General features: G+C 70.8%; 17 protein-coding genes. 12 read left to right on the plus strand and 5 right to left on the minus strand.

Annotated elements, in window-relative coordinates; all coding sequences use genetic code 11:
* Position 1 precedes the first annotated feature (1 nt).
* The 3 genes from ACIRF9_RS38420 to ACIRF9_RS38430 are packed head-to-tail and all read left to right on the plus strand — an operon-like array spanning position 2 to position 2,815.
* Positions 2-607 (plus strand): histidine phosphatase family protein, encoded by a 606-nt coding sequence (locus ACIRF9_RS38420; RefSeq protein WP_403832179.1) that lies wholly within the window; start codon positions 2-4, stop codon positions 605-607.
* A 29-nt stretch (positions 608-636) separates the two neighbouring features.
* Positions 637-1,827, plus strand: a complete 1,191-nt coding sequence (locus ACIRF9_RS38425) for an acetyl-CoA C-acyltransferase (protein ID WP_403832181.1) — start codon at positions 637-639, stop codon at positions 1,825-1,827.
* Positions 1,828-1,846: 19 nt separating this feature from the next.
* Positions 1,847-2,815: a PDR/VanB family oxidoreductase gene (locus ACIRF9_RS38430; protein ID WP_403832183.1), complete on the plus strand. Its 969-nt coding sequence runs from the start codon at positions 1,847-1,849 to the stop codon at positions 2,813-2,815.
* A gap of 361 nt (positions 2,816-3,176) precedes the next feature.
* On the opposite strand, the gene ACIRF9_RS38435 is transcribed toward ACIRF9_RS38430, so the two are convergent.
* Positions 3,177-3,809 (minus strand): type III effector protein, encoded by a 633-nt coding sequence (locus tag ACIRF9_RS38435; protein ID WP_403832185.1) that lies wholly within the window; start codon positions 3,807-3,809, stop codon positions 3,177-3,179.
* 140 nt (positions 3,810-3,949) lie between these two features.
* Here ACIRF9_RS38435 and ACIRF9_RS38440 point away from each other — a divergent pair, with 140 nt between their 5' ends.
* From ACIRF9_RS38440 to ACIRF9_RS38450, 3 genes are all read left to right on the plus strand, one after another.
* On the plus strand, positions 3,950-4,381 hold the full coding sequence (locus ACIRF9_RS38440; protein ID WP_403832187.1) for an Hsp20/alpha crystallin family protein: 432 nt from the start codon (positions 3,950-3,952) through the stop codon (positions 4,379-4,381).
* Positions 4,382-4,483: 102 nt separating this feature from the next.
* Positions 4,484-4,879: a DUF2267 domain-containing protein gene (locus ACIRF9_RS38445; protein WP_403832189.1), complete on the plus strand. Its 396-nt coding sequence runs from the start codon at positions 4,484-4,486 to the stop codon at positions 4,877-4,879.
* A 38-nt stretch (positions 4,880-4,917) separates the two neighbouring features.
* A complete protein-coding gene (locus ACIRF9_RS38450; protein ID WP_403832192.1) occupies positions 4,918-5,355 on the plus strand; it encodes a DUF2267 domain-containing protein in 438 nt (145 codons plus the stop codon).
* Positions 5,356-5,361: 6 nt separating this feature from the next.
* Here ACIRF9_RS38450 and ACIRF9_RS38455 read toward each other — a convergent pair whose 3' ends face one another.
* On the minus strand, positions 5,362-6,027 hold the full coding sequence (locus ACIRF9_RS38455; RefSeq protein ID WP_403832194.1) for a DsbA family protein: 666 nt from the start codon (positions 6,025-6,027) through the stop codon (positions 5,362-5,364).
* Positions 6,028-6,424: 397 nt separating this feature from the next.
* Here ACIRF9_RS38455 and ACIRF9_RS38460 point away from each other — a divergent pair, with 397 nt between their 5' ends.
* Entirely contained in the window at positions 6,425-7,267 is an 843-nt protein-coding gene (locus ACIRF9_RS38460) for an alpha/beta fold hydrolase (protein WP_403832196.1), read from the plus strand.
* Positions 7,268-7,374: 107 nt separating this feature from the next.
* Here ACIRF9_RS38460 and ACIRF9_RS38465 read toward each other — a convergent pair whose 3' ends face one another.
* Positions 7,375-7,914: a hypothetical protein gene (locus ACIRF9_RS38465; RefSeq protein WP_403832198.1), complete on the minus strand. Its 540-nt coding sequence runs from the start codon at positions 7,912-7,914 to the stop codon at positions 7,375-7,377.
* A 365-nt stretch (positions 7,915-8,279) separates the two neighbouring features.
* On the opposite strand from ACIRF9_RS38465, the gene ACIRF9_RS38470 reads away from it, so the two are divergent.
* The 3 genes from ACIRF9_RS38470 to ACIRF9_RS38480 all read left to right on the plus strand — a co-directional run bounded on the left by ACIRF9_RS38470 (position 8,280) and on the right by ACIRF9_RS38480 (position 12,609).
* Positions 8,280-10,499 (plus strand): MMPL family transporter, encoded by a 2,220-nt coding sequence (locus ACIRF9_RS38470; RefSeq protein ID WP_403832200.1) that lies wholly within the window; start codon positions 8,280-8,282, stop codon positions 10,497-10,499.
* A 140-nt stretch (positions 10,500-10,639) separates the two neighbouring features.
* Positions 10,640-11,953 (plus strand): sensor histidine kinase, encoded by a 1,314-nt coding sequence (locus ACIRF9_RS38475; RefSeq protein WP_403832202.1) that lies wholly within the window; start codon positions 10,640-10,642, stop codon positions 11,951-11,953.
* Positions 11,950-12,609 carry a response regulator gene (locus tag ACIRF9_RS38480; RefSeq protein WP_403832204.1) on the plus strand — a complete coding sequence of 220 codons (660 nt, stop codon included), beginning with the start codon at positions 11,950-11,952 and terminating at the stop codon, positions 12,607-12,609. The genes ACIRF9_RS38475 and ACIRF9_RS38480 overlap by 4 nt, the downstream gene beginning before the upstream one ends.
* Positions 12,610-12,669: 60 nt before the next feature.
* Here ACIRF9_RS38480 and ACIRF9_RS38485 read toward each other — a convergent pair whose 3' ends face one another.
* A complete protein-coding gene (locus ACIRF9_RS38485; RefSeq protein ID WP_403832206.1) occupies positions 12,670-12,996 on the minus strand; it encodes a hypothetical protein in 327 nt (108 codons plus the stop codon).
* On the opposite strand from ACIRF9_RS38485, the gene ACIRF9_RS38490 reads away from it, so the two are divergent.
* Positions 12,983-13,189, plus strand: a complete 207-nt coding sequence (locus ACIRF9_RS38490) for a hypothetical protein (RefSeq protein WP_403832208.1) — start codon at positions 12,983-12,985, stop codon at positions 13,187-13,189. The genes ACIRF9_RS38485 and ACIRF9_RS38490 overlap by 14 nt on opposite strands.
* 31 nt (positions 13,190-13,220) lie before the next feature.
* Here ACIRF9_RS38490 and ilvY read toward each other — a convergent pair whose 3' ends face one another.
* Positions 13,221-14,111 (minus strand): HTH-type transcriptional activator IlvY, encoded by an 891-nt coding sequence (ilvY, locus tag ACIRF9_RS38495; RefSeq protein WP_403832211.1) that lies wholly within the window; start codon positions 14,109-14,111, stop codon positions 13,221-13,223.
* 74 nt (positions 14,112-14,185) lie between these two features.
* Between ilvY and ACIRF9_RS38500 the strand changes: the two genes are divergently transcribed.
* Entirely contained in the window at positions 14,186-14,902 is a 717-nt protein-coding gene (locus ACIRF9_RS38500) for a class I SAM-dependent methyltransferase (protein WP_403832213.1), read from the plus strand.
* Positions 14,903-14,904 lie beyond the last annotated feature (2 nt).

Below are 14,904 nucleotides of genomic sequence, written 5' to 3' on the forward strand. Positions count from 1 at the left end.
CATGACCGAACTCCTCCTCATCCGGCACGGACTTCCCCTGGCCGGCGTGTTCGACCCAGGGCTGTCGCCGGAGGGCACCGCCCAGGCCGAACGTCTCGCCGCCTGGCTCGGACACGAGGACCTGGACGCCCTGTACTCCAGCCCGTTCCGGCGGGCCCGTGAGACGGCGGCGCCCCTGGAACGCCGCACCGGCCTGACCACCACCGTCCTCGACGACCTGCGCGAGTGGGACACGGACGTGTCCCACCCCTACACACCACCGGAGCAGATCGGCGCGGACGATCCCCGGGCGGCGGCGCTCGCCGAGGGACGCTACGAGGACTTCGTGCCCGACCTGGACTGGGACGCCTTCCGCGCCCGAGCCGTACGGGCCATGGACACCGTCTTCGCCGCGCATCCCGGCGGGCGGGTCGCGGCCGTGTGCCACGGCGGCATCACCAACACCTATCTGGCGACGGTGCTCGGCCTGCCCACGATGTTCTGGTTCCACCCCGGCTACACGTCCGTCAGCCGGGTCCGGCGCCTGCCCGGCGGCCGGATCGTGCTGCACTCGGTCAACGAGACGGCCCACATGATCGCCGACCGTGCCGTCGACACGGTCGCGTGACCCGTCCCACACCTCAGGAGGTCCCGGTCTTGCCCGGATCCGTCATCGTCGCCGGAACCAGAACGCCCATCGGCAAACTGACGGGCGCCTTGAGCACCCTGTCCGCGGTCGACCTCGGCGCCCACGCCATCACAGCGGCCCTGGCCACCGTCGGCCTGGACCCGGCAGCCGTGCAGGCCGTCGTCATGGGCCATGTCGTCCAGGCCGGCGCCGGCCCCAACCCGGCGCGGCAGGCCGCCATACACGCCGGCATCCCCTTCTCCGTCCCCGCGAGCACCGTCAACAAGCTCTGCCTGTCCGGCCTGCACGCCATCGCCCTGGCCGACCTCATGATCGCCTCCGGCCGTCACGAGGTGGTCGTCGCGGGCGGCATGGAATCCATGTCCTGCGTCCCCCATCTGCTGCGGCGAGCACGCACCGGCTGGAAATACGGCTCGGCCACGGTGGAGGACGCCCTCGACCGCGACGCCCTCGTATGCGCCTTCGACGGCGTCTCCATGGGCGCGGCCACCGAGCGCTACCAGCAGCCGTACGCCCTGACCCGCGAGGAACAGGACGAGTACAGCGCGCTGTCCCACCGACGGGCCGCCCACGCCCAGGAGTCGGGCGCGTTGTCCGAGGAGATCACCCCCGTCACCGTGCCGGGACGCCGGGGCGAGACAGTGGTGGAGGCCGACGAGGGCGTACGGCCGGACAGCACCGCCGAGAGCCTGGGCCGCCTGACGCCGGCCTTCTCCGGCGCGGGCACCATCACCGCGGGCAACTCGTCACAGCTCTCCGACGGCGCCGCGGCCGTCGTCGTGATGAGCCCCGAGCGCGCCCGGCGGGAGGGACTGACCCCGCTCGCCGAGGTCGGCGCCTACGGCACGGTCGCGGGCCCGGACCCCTCGCTGCTCGCCCAGCCGGCCGGCGCGGTCCGCGACGCCCTTTCCCGGGACGGCCGGCTGAAGGCCACCGACCTGGACCTGCTGGAGATCAACGAGGCTTTCGCCGGAGTGGCCCTGGCCTCCGTGCGGGAGCTGGGCCTCCCCCTGGACAAAGTGAACGTCAACGGCGGAGCGATCGCGCTCGGGCACCCGGTCGGCATGACCGGCGCCCGGCTGGTGCTGACCCTCGCGGCGCAGCTGCGGCGGCGCGGCGGCGGCAGCGGAGCGGCGGCCCTGTGCGGCGGCGGCGGTCAGGGCGACGCGCTGTTGCTGCATGTGCCGGCCCAGGCCTGAATCCCGGAGCTGAACCACTATGAACGACCCACTGTCCCCGGTCGACACGACCCTCACCGTGGCGAGCCGCACCGTCGCCGCCGACGCGGTCGTCTCCCTCACCCTGAGCCGCCCCGACGGCGGTGCGCTTCCCCCTTGGACGCCGGGCGCCCACATCGACGTCCTCCTGCCCGGCGACGACGGCGGCCTGGTCCGTCAGTACTCCCTGTGCGGGCACCCTGCGAACCGCGAGACCTGGCAGATCGCCGTGCTGCGCGAGCCGGGGGGCCGCGGCGGCTCGGCGTACGTCCACGACCACCTCGGTGAGGGCGCCACCGTGCGGGTCCGCGGACCGCGGAACAACTTCCCGCTGCGGCCTGCCGCGCGCCATCTCTTCATCGCCGGAGGCGTCGGCATCACACCGGTCCTGCCCATGGTCGAGGCCGCCGAGGCCGCGGGGTCCGACTGGCGTCTGCTGTACGGCGGGCGGACCCGGACCTCCATGGCGTTCCTGGACCGTCTGGCCCCGCACGGGGACCGGGTGCTCATCCGTCCGCAGGACGAGTACGGCCTGCTGGACCTCACCGCACATCTCGGTGCTCCCGAGGAGGGCACCCTGGTGCACGCCTGTGGTCCCGAGCCCCTGCTGCGGGCGGTGCAGGAGCAGTGCGCGGGCTGGCCGCCGGGCACCCTGGGCGTCGAACGGTTCGCCCCGGTGCGGGCGGCCGGAACCGGCCCGGCGGCGGCCTTCGACGTGGAGCTCGCCCGTTCCGGGCTCGTCCTCACCGTGCCGCCAGGCCGTTCGGTGCTCGAAACCCTGGAGGAGGCAGGCGTCGCGGTCGACTTCTCCTGCCGGGAAGGCACCTGTGGCACCTGCGAGACCGACGTACTCGACGGCAGGCCCGACCACCGGGACACGCTGCTGACGGAGGACGAACGGGCCGCCGGCGACACCATGCTCATCTGCGTCTCCCGCTCGTGCGGACCTCGCCTGGTCCTCGATCTGTGACGGCGATCCCCTCGAGCGATCTGCCCGGGCCGTCGAGGAGGAGAAGCCTTCTCAACCGGCTGGGCCGCGGACTTCTGGGCCACCACGACCGGAGCGGCCCGGGCTGCTTCCCGGCTGGACCGAGCAGAGCGAGGGCGTCGTCGCCGGGGCGGCCCACGTAGATCATCCGATGCGGCAATGCGGGTGCCGATCTCCACCCCGCCGGCGGCGCCGTACGCCTCGTACCGCCGGGCGGTGGCGTACCGGCCGCCGTCGTCGTCGACCCACCCGGCCGGCGCCGCAAGGTCGGCGGTCGCCGCGCGCACCCGGGCCTCAGCGAGGTGGGGTGCCTCCTCCAGCACCGTGGCGGTATCGGTGCAGCTCAGGGGGGTGTGAGGGCGTCGAGTTGTGCGGCGAGGTCGGGGTGGGTGGCGGTCAGGTGGGGGCGGGTGGCGTTGAGCGGGTGGATGAGGTCGGCCGGGTCGTCTTGGGCCAGCGCTTCATGGAGTTGGCCGAGGGGGAGGTGGGCGGCGGTGGGCAGGTCGGTGAGGGCGCTGATCTGGCCGGCGATGCGGCGCAGGTCGGCGGCGTTGCGGCGGGCCCAAGTGGCGGTGGTGCGTTCGGCGGCGCGGCGGGCGCGGGTGGCCTGGACGCGTTGTTCGCCGGTGGTTCCGCCGGCGCCGGGACGGTTGCGCAGGTAGCGGCGTTCGGCGGCCTGGCGACTGGAGACGCCGAGCGGGTGGGCGAGGTCGGCCCAGCTGGCTCCGGCGTTGCGGGCGGTCTCGATCAGGCCGGTCTCCCATCCGGCGAGCCGCTCGCGTACCTGCCGCAGCAGAAGGAGGGAGGCCAGGGCCTGCTCCGGGCCGACGTCGTGAGCCTCGGCAGTGTCGGGGACGTCGTGCCGGGCGGCACGCAGGGCGTCGTCCACGGCTTGAAGGGCCACCGCGGCGGCGAGGAACGACACCGGGCTCTGTGTGCCGGCGCTGGAGGGTGCCGGTTGGTCGGCCTGGGTCATGGGCGCCTCCCTCACGTAGTCATCCACGTAGTCATCCTTTGGACGACACCATGTTTGTCATCCATTGGATGACATGTTACAACGGTGTCAGTGAGGCGCATTGGCAGCAACTGCCCGAACCTTCCTGGAGGTGTTTTCCGATGTTGATGCGCACTGACCCCTTCCGTGAGCTGGACCGGCTGGCGCAGCAGCTGATGGGCCCGGGCACCTGGTCCAGGCCCTCGGCGATGCCGATGGACGCCTACCGCGAGGGCGACCAGTACGTGGTGGCGTTCGACATCCCCGGCGTCAGCGCGGACGCGATCGAAATCGACGTCGAACGCAACATGCTGACCGTCAAGGCCGAGCGCCGGCCCGTCACAAAGGCAGACGACGTGCAGATGGAGCTGTCGGAGCGGCCGCTGGGCGTCTTCTCCCGCCAGATCGTGCTCGCCGACACGCTGGACACCGAGCACATCCAGGCCGACTACGACGCCGGCGTGCTCACCCTGCGCATCCCGATCGCCGAGCGCGCCAAGCCCCGCAAGATCGCCATCGGCGTCGGAACCGGCCGCAAGGAGATCTCCGGCTGAACCGGCCCCCGTGAGGGCCGAACAGCGGCGGAGGACGGGTACCCGATCTCCCCCTCGCCCGTCCTCCGCGCCCCGCGGACCGAGGAAGGGGTGACGGCCGACATGACACTCCGACGCGAAGCGTTCCTCGACCACGTGAAGGAACGCGGCGAATACGACACGCTGCACGAAGCCGGCCGCGCGACCCGCGTGGTGCTCGCCCTGTTGGGCGCACACCTGGTCGGCGGGGTACGCGCCCGGCTGGCGGCACGTCTGCCGGAAGACTTCGCCCTCATCCTCCTCAACCCGCTGCAGAGCGCCGAGCCGCTCCCCCCGGAGCGGTTCGTGCGCGCGACCGCGGCCTGGATCGAAGGGGCCACCGAACAGACCGCGGCCTGGGACGTCGGCGCCGTCCTCTCCACGGTCGCCGACGCCGTCGGCGACGACCTCCTCGAGGAGATCCTGCTCCAGCTCCCCGCAGGCTACGACCTCCTCTTCGGCCGCCCTCAACCCACCTGACCACCCACCCCGGTGAAAGAAAGGCAACCACCGCAGTGATGTCCGACCAGCGCGAACCGCTCCAGCAGCAGCCTTACGGAAGGGCGTACGAGCACATGCTGGAAAAGGTCCGCTACGACGGCGCCTACCCCACCCATGAGAAGGCCGAGCAAGCCGTCCGCCTCGTCCTCGCGGGACTCGGACGCCAGCTGACCGGCGACGAACGCGTCGAACTCGCCGCCCGTCTCCCCCTCGAAGCCGCACGCATCCTCACCGCCCAGATCCCCGACACCCAGCCGCTGACCGGCTGGGCCTTCATCAAAGACCTCGCCGCCCGCACCGGCGCCTCCCCTGCCACCACCCGCTGGGACACCGGATCCGTCTTCTCCGCCGTCGCGGCCTACGCCGGCCCCGACCTGCTGACCCGCATCCTGCACCAGCTCCCCTCCGGCTACGCGCTGCTGTTCGGCCGCGCCGAACTCACCCCCGCCGCCTAGGCCATGTCAACCAGCTGAACGCGCGGTCGCCGCAGCAGGCACACCTCCGACTGCGCCCACCAAGCGTAGTCGGGGGTGAGCGCCGCGCGGCCAGACCCGTGGCCGGGCGCATGGTCGGCGCCCGGTCGGGGCCCGAGCCTTGGGAAGCTCGGGTCTCCTGCCGGCGGCATGGGACGGGCGCGGCCGTACTGACCGCTCGGACAAGCCGGCAGTCACGGCCGCACAGTCGCCCCGGGGCCTCGAGACGACGAGGTTCGCCATCTCCACATGGCCGTCAGTGCTCAATTCCACGCCGTCGAAAACTGGCCCCCAGCTGCTCGTGACACGCGGCCGCCTCATGCGCTCGTGGCGAACTTGCCCCTTCCGGGCGACGTCGAGCGCCTGCAGGAACGCCTCGACCGGCTGGGCCCCGGACACGGCGTACTGGCCGTCGAAGACGAAGAACGGCACTCCGGTGACACCGAGTTGGCCGGCGTGTCGCACATCAGCGTCGGCGTCGAACGCGCCCCTGTCCGGCGCCTCCCGGGCGACAGTCCGGTCGAGGCCGATCTCCGCGGCCGGGCGGGCAAGGACGTCGTAGTCGCCGACGTCGAGTCCGCCGGTGAAGCAGGCGCGGAAGAACCGCTGGAACATGTCGTGCTGTCGGCCCTGACGCTCGGCGAAGTGGATCACGATGGGCGGCGCGGGTGCTGGTCGCGATGGCGGAGTCGAGCCGGAAGTCCAGCCCGATCCGGGCGGCACGGGCGTCGACCTGGGCATTCATCGCCTTGGCCTGCGCCTTGGGGAAACCGCACTCCTTCGGCAGGAGTTCGGTCAGGTCGACGGCGTGGTAGGTCGGCAGACGAACCGGATCTCGACGTCGGAGCCGTGGGGAAACTTCTGCAGAGCCTGCGCAAGCAGCATGTCGGGGGGCCGGCCTGTAGCAGAACGGACACTTGACTTCCTCCCCCCGCCTAGAGTTGATTGCAGTTGTTCTCCACGTGAAAATTCCTTCACCTGCGACGCCGGTCTCTCCTGAAGCGCATGCTCCTGCCCGCAGCCCCGCCTCCACTGGAACAAAGGAGTGGCCATGACCTTCACACCACTGCTCTTCCTGCACGGTTACTGGCACGGTTCCTGGTGCTGGAGCGAGGTCATCACCAAGGTGGCGGCGGCCGGTCGGCAAGCAGCCGCAGTGGACATGGCGGGGCATGGGCTGTACAGCCGCCGTCCGGAGTGTCTCTCCCGGCGCCCCTTCGATCCCGACGCGGTCGCCACGGAGGCCTCTCCGGTAGCGGGCGTCGGCCTGGACGAAGCGGCCGAGCTCCTCGTCTCGCAGATCAGACAGGTCGGCCGCGGAGGTCCGGTCACCGTGGTGGCACACAGCATGGGTGGCACGGTGCTGACCCGTGCGGCCCAGCAAGTGCCGGAGTTGGTCGGACACATGGTGTACCTGACGGCGTTCATGCCGGCCTCGGACGTCCCGGCCTTGGCGTACATCCAGTCGGCCGACAACGAGGGCGAACTCGTGGGGCCGTCGCTGCGTGCCGACCCCGCCGTGATCGGCGCACTGCGCTTCGACCTCGCGTCGGATGACGCCGCCTACCGGCAGCAGTTGCGTCAGGCGTTCTTCGGCGACGTGGATCCAGCCGTAGCCGACGCCGCCCTCGGTCTGCTGTCACCCGACGCCCCGGTCGGTATCGCGCTGGGTGCCACCACCCTGACCCGAGATGGCTGGGGATCGATTCCGCGCACCTATGTCACGTGCGCGCAGGACATGGCGGTACGCCCGGCGGTGCAGCGCAGATTCATCACCGAAGCCGACGCCGCTTTCCCGGACAACGCGACCTCCGTGGTGGCGCTGGACGCCTCCCACTCCCCGTTCCTGTCGATGCCGGACCAGGTTGCGGAAATCGTCACCAAGTTGGGCTGACACCAGGACGGCTGGAGGTCGAAGTTGGCCCCGGCCGTACATCTGTCTCGTCAGCAGTCTGATTCTGATGACGTTGCCCTCGACCGCTCCCGAGGTGTGGGTGGTGGTCAAGGCGGCGAGTACGGCTGCGCGGTCGCGCCGTATGCCGCGGCCAGGGTGCGGAGTTCTCGTTGTCCGTCGAACGGGACATCGGCGAGCCAGACGTCGAGGGCCAGGTGCTCGCCGCGGCGTTCGCGCACCATCGCGGCCAGGCGCCGGGCGTACTGGGTGGTCGTGGCCAAGGCGGGGCTGCGTTCGCACAGCTCGTCGAGACACTCGCGCTCGGTGGCGGTGAGTCGCTCGGGCCGGCGCATGATCCAGTCGGTGACCCCGCGGACGGTCGAGTGGGGCAGCGGGGCAGCGGTCGGGATCGTCCCGCTGCGGTAGGGCCGCAGACGGCGGCGGACGGTGTTGATGTGGCCGCGGTAGCCCAGTTGCTGAATCTCACGGGTGAGCGCGGCAGCGTCGATGCAGCCCTCCATCCACCGGTGATGCAGGCCGATCCGTACCTCGGGGTGTTCGCGAGCCAGGCGGCCCAGATCGCGCTCGGCCGGACCGGCACGATCCGTGAGGCCGCGGACGCCGTCTTCTGGCTCTGGCTCCCCCATGTCGGACTACGTCACCGGGGCGCGTATCGTGCGGGGGCGGCCCGTCCTTCGGTGTGGGTGCCGCCTGTCGGCCTGCGCTCCCCGTCCTTGGTGACGCGCCGAGGCGCCCAGGCAGCCCGGCGCGGGCATCGACGCCCAGTTCGTCGGTGACGCCGGCGCGGTGCGGATTCCGGCGAGGCGAGCCGTACCAGCACACCAGTACCGCGGTACCGCCCCCCGCAGTACCGCGGTACTGGCCGCCGCCCGGATTCGGTCCCGTGGTGCCGGGTGGACGCCGGGAGCCGCCCATAGCTTGGCACCGGGCCCGGCCGAGAGCTTGGTCCGATGCCCTCAGCGACCCTCTTTCTCCTGGTGGGAGTACTTCCGTGGCCACGTTCCTGTACCGCCTGGGCCGGCTGGCCTTCCGGCGACGACGACTCTTCCTGATGGTGTGGATCGTGGTACTCGCCGCCGTCGGTATCGGTGCCGGCAGTGTCTCCGCGACCACGACCGACGACTTCACCCTGCCCGGCACACAGTCGCAGAAGGCCATCGACCTGCTGGGGAAGGAGTTCCCGCAGGCGTCCGCCGGCGGAGCGACGGCGCGGGTCGTCTTCGAGGCCCCCAAGGGGCAGAAGCTGACCGACGCGGGCAACAAGAGCGAGATCGGCACGCTCATCGAGGAGCTGAAGGCCGCTCCGCAGGTGGGGAACGTGTCCGAGCCGTTCTCCAGCGGCCTGGTCAGCAAGGACGGCACCATCGCCTACACGCAGGTCACCTACAAGGTGCCCAAGGCCGACATCACCGACGCCGCGTCCGACGCCCTGCATGAAGTCGCCAAGGACGGAGAGAAGGCCGGTCTGAGCGTCAGCCTCGGCGGTAACGCCGTACAGGAAGAGGGTGGCAACACGGCCGCCGAGCTGGTCGGGCTGGTCGTCGCCGCGTTTGTCCTGGTCATCACCTTCGGGTCCATGCTCGCGGCGGGGCTGCCGCTGCTCACGGCGATCGCCGGGGTCGTGGCAGCGGTCTGCGGCATCACCATCGCGACCGAGTTCGTCTCCCTGTCCTCCGCCTCCACGACACTGGCGCTGATGCTGGGCCTGGCCGTGGCGATCGACTACGCCCTGTTCATCGTCTCCCGGTACCGCGGTGAGATCCGGGAGGGGCACGATCCAGAGGAGGCCGCCGGGCGGGCCCTGGGTACCGCCGGTTCGGCCGTGGTGTTCGCCGGTCTGACCGTGATCATCGCGCTGGCCGGGCTCAGCGTCATCGGCATCAAGATGCTCACCACCATGGGCCTGGCCGCCGCCTTCGCGGTCGCCGTCGCCGTCGTGATCGCCCTGACCCTGCTGCCCGCCGTCCTCGGCTTCGCCGGGATGCGGATCATGAAGGGCAAGCTCACCACCAAGCGGCACCGCGACGAGGAGCGCGGCGAGCGCGAGACGATGGGCACGCGCTGGGGACGGTTCGTCACCCGCAACCCGGTGAAGCTGCTCGTGGTCTCCATGCTCGGCCTCGGTGTCCTCGCCCTTCCGGCCACGGACCTGCGGCTGACCATGCCCGACGACAGCATGTCCTCCCCGGGCTCGACCCAGCGGATCGCCTATGACACCCTCAGCAAGGGCTTCGGACCCGGCTTCAACGGCCCGCTGACCGTGGTCGTCGACGCCCGCAACAGCGACGATCCGAAGGCGGCCGCCGAGGACGCGCGCACCCTCATCAGCAAGCTCGACGACGTCGCCACCGTCAGCCCGGCCAACTTCAACCAGGCCGCCGACGTCGCCCTGATCGCCGCGATCCCCGAGAGCTCCCCCTCCAGCGAGGCCACCAAGGACCTCGTCACCACCATTCGCGACAACAGCGCCGAGCTGAAGAAGGACACCGGCGCCGATCTCATGGTCACGGGCACGGCCGCCGTCAACATCGACGTGTCGCAGAAGCTGAGCGACGCCATGATCCCGTACCTCGCCATCGTCGTCGGGCTCGCCCTCCTCCTGCTGCTCCTGGTCTTCCGCTCGATCCTGGTCCCGCTCAAGGCCGCCCTCGGCTTCCTGCTCAGCGTGGTCGCCACTCTGGGCGTAGTGGTGGCGGTCTTCCAGTGGGGCTGGCTCAAGGACCTCTTCGGCGTCGACCAGACCGCACCGATCATCAGCATGCTGCCCATCCTGCTGATCGGCGTCGTCTTCGGCCTCGCCATGGACTACGAGGTCTTCCTCGTCACCCGCATGCGGGAGGAATATGTCCATGGCGCCGAACCCACCGAGGCCATCGTCTCCGGGTTCAAGCACAGCGCCCGGGTCGTCAGCGCTGCCGCGGTCATCATGATCTCCGTGTTCGCCGGGTTCCTCCTCGACGACGTGGCGCTGATCAAGTCAATCGGCCTGGGCCTGGCCACCGCGGTCCTCCTGGACGCGTTCGTGATACGCATGACCATCGTGCCGGCCGTGATGGCACTGGTCGGCCGCAAGACCTGGGCGCTGCCGGAGTGGCTCGACCGAATCCTGCCCTCGGTGGACGTCGAGGGCGAGAAGCTCCGGCATGTCCTGGAAGCCCGGGAGGCGTCGGACAACGAGCTGGCTCCCGCCACGGCGACACCACGGGGCTGACCCCTACGGCCGCCGCGGCAGCCGTACGATCCACACCGCGGCGGCCGGTCACCCACCGGCCGTGTCCCCCAGCCCGTCCGCCGGTCCACCTCCCCCGGGACCGGCGGGCGGCCCCGCCTGCACCTCGAAGGGCGCACACCGTGACCGCACCGTCCGCGCCGGCCGCCGGGCCCGACCGGCAGCCCCGGATCCTCATGCCGCTGCCGAGCGAACCCGAGCAACAGGTGATCGTCTCGATCATCGCCCGGCTGGCCCGCTGGCGGCTGGCCGACCAGGCCCACCCCCGGGTACGCCGGTGGGGCGTTCCCGCCCTGTGCGCCACGCTGGGCATCCCCTCTCTGCTCAACCCGGCCAACACCGCCCAATGGCCGGTCCAGGTGGCGCTGACCTTCGCCTTCGTCGTGCCGATGCTGTGGCGCGAGCGCCGTCCCATGCTCGTCTTTCTCGCCACCACCGCGGTGTCCGTGATCGCCATCGCCATCGATGTCTTCAACGGCGCCGACGCCGCACGCGCCGTGGCCCTGTACAACGTCGGCCGTCGCGGCAGCCCCCGGCAACTGGCCATCGCCTACGGCATCACCTGCGCGCAACTCCTCACCTGGGCCGCCGCCTACTGGAGAGGCGGCCAGCTCCACTACGCCACCCGCCCCGAGGTCGTCACCGTCCTCGCCATCGCAGCCATGGGCGCCTTCGCCGGACTCGGCCTGGCCGGACGACTGGTCAACACCATCATCGCCGCCCTGGACAAGGACCGAGAACAGCAGGCCCGCCTGGCCGCCGCTCAGGAACGCGCCCGCGTCTCCCGCGAGATGCACGACATCCTGGGCCACACCCTCGCCGTCATCGTCGGCCTCGCCGACGGCGCCGCCGCCCTGTCCGAGACCAAGCCCCAGCACGGCACCAACACCCTGCGCATCATCGCCGACAGCGGCCGCGACGCCCTCGGCGAGCTGCGCCGGCTGCTCACGGTGATCGGCACCGACGACACCCCGCGGCGCGGGGAAGCCCCGCTCGCCCCGCAGCCGGGGCTCGGCGACCTCGACGCTCTGCTGGAACCCTTCCGAGCCGCCGGCCCCACCGTCACCCTGCGCAGGGAGGGCGACCTGACCGCCCTCTCCCAGGGCCTTCAACTCGCCGTCTACCGCATCGTGCAGGAGGCCCTCACCAACACCCTCAAGCACGCCGCACCCGACACCGGCGTCACCATCATCCTCACCGCGGACTCCGACGCCGTCCGGGTCACGGTCGAGGACACCGGACCTCCGCGCACCACTCGGACCAGCGGCGGCGGCAAGGGCCTGGTCGGCATGCGCGAACGCGCCGCCCTCTACCAGGGCGAGATCGCCTCCGGCCCCAACCAGCACGGCGGCTGGAGCGTCCACGCCCGCCTCGTCCCCACCACGCCCGCACCGTCCCCCGGGCAGCGGGAGAAGCCGGAGAATCCGCTCGCATGACCACTGTCCTCATCGTCGACGACCAGACCCTCCAGCGCCTCGGCTTCCGCATGCTCCTGGAGGCCCAACCCGACATGACCGTCGCCGGGGAGGCCGCCAACGGCAGCGAAGCCGTCCGCATGGCCGCCGAACTGCACCCAGACGTCGTCCTGATGGACGTCCGCATGCCCGGCATGGACGGCATCGAGGCCACCCGCCGCATCGCCGAGTCCGGCGGCCGCTCCCGCGTCCTCGTCCTGACCACCTTCGACCTCGACGAGTACGCCTACGAAGCCCTGCGCGCCGGAGCCAGCGGCTTCTTCCTCAAGGACGCCCGCCCCGACGAGCTCGTCGTCGGCATCCGAGCGGTGGCCGCCGGCGACTCCGTGATCTCCCCCGGCATCACCCGCCGCCTCATCGACACCTACACCCAGCGCGTCCCCGCCGGACGCACCGTCGCGCAGGAACACCGGCTCGCCCAGCTCACCGAACGCGAACGCGACGTCCTCACGGCCCTCGCCGTCGGCGCCACCAACGCCGAGATCGCCGACCAGCTCCACCTCGCCGAGTCCACCGTCAAATCCCACGTCAGCCGCATCCTCACCAAGATCGACGCACGCGACCGCGTCCAGGCCGTCATCTTCGCCTACGACACCGGACTGGTCCGGCCTGCCTGACGGCGGTCCTCCCCACTGCAGTCCCCACCGCTCATGTCCCGCAGCCCACCACTCCCCCCTTTACGGGTCCGGCGGTTCTTGTGCACGGCCACGGTCTGCGGTCGGCGGACGTTCGTCGAACAGGTACCGGGGCTGACCCGCCGCCACGGCCGAGCCACCGAGCGGCTGCGGCAGGCGATGGGCGCCATCGGCCTGCCCCTGGCCGGCCGGGCTGACACTCGCCTCGCCCATGTGATGGGGATTGTTACCAGCCGCACCACGCTGCTGCGCCGCGTGATGCACCTGCCCGACCCAACCGCTTCGGACCCTCGTGCCGTCGGCGTCGATGACTTCGCCCTTCGGCGCGGTCACGTCTACGGAACCGTCGTGATCGATGCCGAGACCCACCAGCCTCGACCTGCTGCCCGAACGGGACGCCACCGCCCTCGCCCCGTGGTTGCGTGCCCACTTCGCCATCGAGGCCATCTGCCGTGACCGCTACGGCGCCTACGCCGCCGCCCACCGCTCCTGCCTGGGCGGCCTGCCGCCAGCCAGCCCGGAACCCGAGCCCGAGTGGGAGACGCATATCGAGGCGACATAAGTGCGTGCTTTCAAACCCCTTCGTAACTGGGCTAGGCGGTCTGCTCTGCCTGGGTGCGCCGGTCGGGCCGAGTTGCCGCCCAGGCTGCGGCGACCAAGGGCCGGTGTACGTCGGCCCGTCGGATGCAGACGCCGATCGCGAGCCGATCTGGTACGGATGAGGCGTTCACCGGGCAAAGTCTGGCGCGGAGTCCGCTGTGTTGCAGGACAAGATCGGGCACGATGCCCGTGCCGTAGCCCAGAGCGACCAGGGTGAGCAGCGCTTCATGGCCGTCGGTCTCGGCAGCGATGTGCGGACGGATACCCAGCTCTCGGAACCAATGGTCTGCGGCAGCGCGCACGAGTCCCTGCCGTGGCAGGACGAAGGGCTCCGCCACGGCGGTGAACTCCTCGTCGGCCACCGCGGGACCGGCTTGGACGAGGACGAGCGGGGTCTGTGTGATCTGCCGGGCGAGCACGGTGGCGGGAATCCGGGCTGGGAGGGCTGCGACGGCAAGGTCGGCCTCGCCCTGGTCGAGCAGGGCAAGGGCTGCTGCGGCGTCACCGGTGCGTAAGGAGATACTCACGCGCGGGTGCGCGTCGCGCAGGGGGGTAAGCAGGTCGGGCAGGAGGGTTTGGCATGCGGTGACGGACGCGAACACCCGCAAGTGTCCGCTGAGGTCGTCGTCCGCTGCACCGTCGCTGCGGTAGCGAGCCCAGAGGTCCAGGGCTTCGGCTGCGTATTGGCGGAAGGCGCGGCCGTGCGTGGTCAGGCATACCCCATGAGGACCGCGGTCGAGGAGGCGATGTCCGGTGGCGGCCTCAAGCCGCTGCACGGTGCGGGACAGCGTGGCAGGGCTGACGTGGCAGTCAGCCGCGGTGCGGGTGAAGCTGAGCGTCTCTGCGAGGTGGAGGAAGAGCCGGTACTGGTCGTGGTCCTGCACCTTTCACCTTTCGCAATGCCATGGTGCGCAAGTTGCCGTTGCCGTAACTCCTGCGGGGAGCCTACAAACAAGGCATGCCACGAAGCGACACCACACATCCCCGTCCCGTCTGGTACTTCTCCGAATATGCGCCGGTCGGCATCGACTTGGGCAGCAAAGCCGCAGTCGCTGCCTACGACCGCAACCAGGGCACTGACCCGCAAGCTGACAACGCGCTGCTGGACCGTTTGGGCGTCACCGAAGGCACCCAACTGATCGATCTCGCGTGTGGTACCGGCTCACTAGCTGTCCAGGCCGCACGGCGCGGGGCCGTCGCGCACGGTGTGGATGTCTCCGAGGAAATGCTGGCCTTCGCCAAGGCGCGGGCCGATCGGTTCGGTGTTGCACCGCAGTGGCACCACGCCGGCTTTCTCGACTACACCCACCAGGGTCCTCTCGCCGACGTGGTGACCACCAAGTCGGCCCTGCACCAGCTCCCGGACTTCTGGAAACAGCAGGCCCTGCTCAACGCAGCCGGGATGCTCCGTCCCGGCGGGACCTTCTACTTGTGGGACGTGATCTTCAGTTTCGAGCCCTCCAGCGCAGAGACACACCTGCAGCAGTGGATCAACACAGCTGGCCGCCCGGACGGCGAGGGCTTCACCAAGGCCGACTTCGAAGCCCACGTCCGAGAGGAGTTCTCCACCTACACCTGGATCATCGAGGGCATGCTGCGCCGAGCCGGGTTCGACATCGTCTCCCGCGCTTTGCCCCGTCCCACTCATGCAGAGTTCTGCTGCAGCCGCCGATAGCC

This window comes from Streptomyces sp. NPDC096132, from assembly GCF_044763345.1.
Lineage (GTDB): Bacteria > Actinomycetota > Actinomycetes > Streptomycetales > Streptomycetaceae > Streptomyces.

Coding starts and splice junctions, on each gene's coding strand:
- ACIRF9_RS38480 (WP_403832204.1), top strand. CDS start 11,950: ATGACCACTGTCCTCATCGTCGACGACCAGACCCTCCAGCGCCTCGGC.
- ACIRF9_RS38445 (WP_403832189.1), top strand. CDS start 4,484: ATGACACTCCGACGCGAAGCGTTCCTCGACCACGTGAAGGAACGCGGC.
- ACIRF9_RS38465 (WP_403832198.1), bottom strand. CDS start 7,914: ATGGGGGAGCCAGAGCCAGAAGACGGCGTCCGCGGCCTCACGGATCGT.
- ACIRF9_RS38460 (WP_403832196.1), top strand. CDS start 6,425: ATGACCTTCACACCACTGCTCTTCCTGCACGGTTACTGGCACGGTTCC.
- ACIRF9_RS38430 (WP_403832183.1), top strand. CDS start 1,847: ATGAACGACCCACTGTCCCCGGTCGACACGACCCTCACCGTGGCGAGC.
- ACIRF9_RS38440 (WP_403832187.1), top strand. CDS start 3,950: ATGTTGATGCGCACTGACCCCTTCCGTGAGCTGGACCGGCTGGCGCAG.
- ACIRF9_RS38490 (WP_403832208.1), top strand. CDS start 12,983: ATGCCGAGACCCACCAGCCTCGACCTGCTGCCCGAACGGGACGCCACC.
- ACIRF9_RS38435 (WP_403832185.1), bottom strand. CDS start 3,809: ATGACCCAGGCCGACCAACCGGCACCCTCCAGCGCCGGCACACAGAGC.
- ACIRF9_RS38500 (WP_403832213.1), top strand. CDS start 14,186: ATGCCACGAAGCGACACCACACATCCCCGTCCCGTCTGGTACTTCTCC.
- ACIRF9_RS38420 (WP_403832179.1), top strand. CDS start 2: ATGACCGAACTCCTCCTCATCCGGCACGGACTTCCCCTGGCCGGCGTG.
- ACIRF9_RS38450 (WP_403832192.1), top strand. CDS start 4,918: ATGTCCGACCAGCGCGAACCGCTCCAGCAGCAGCCTTACGGAAGGGCG.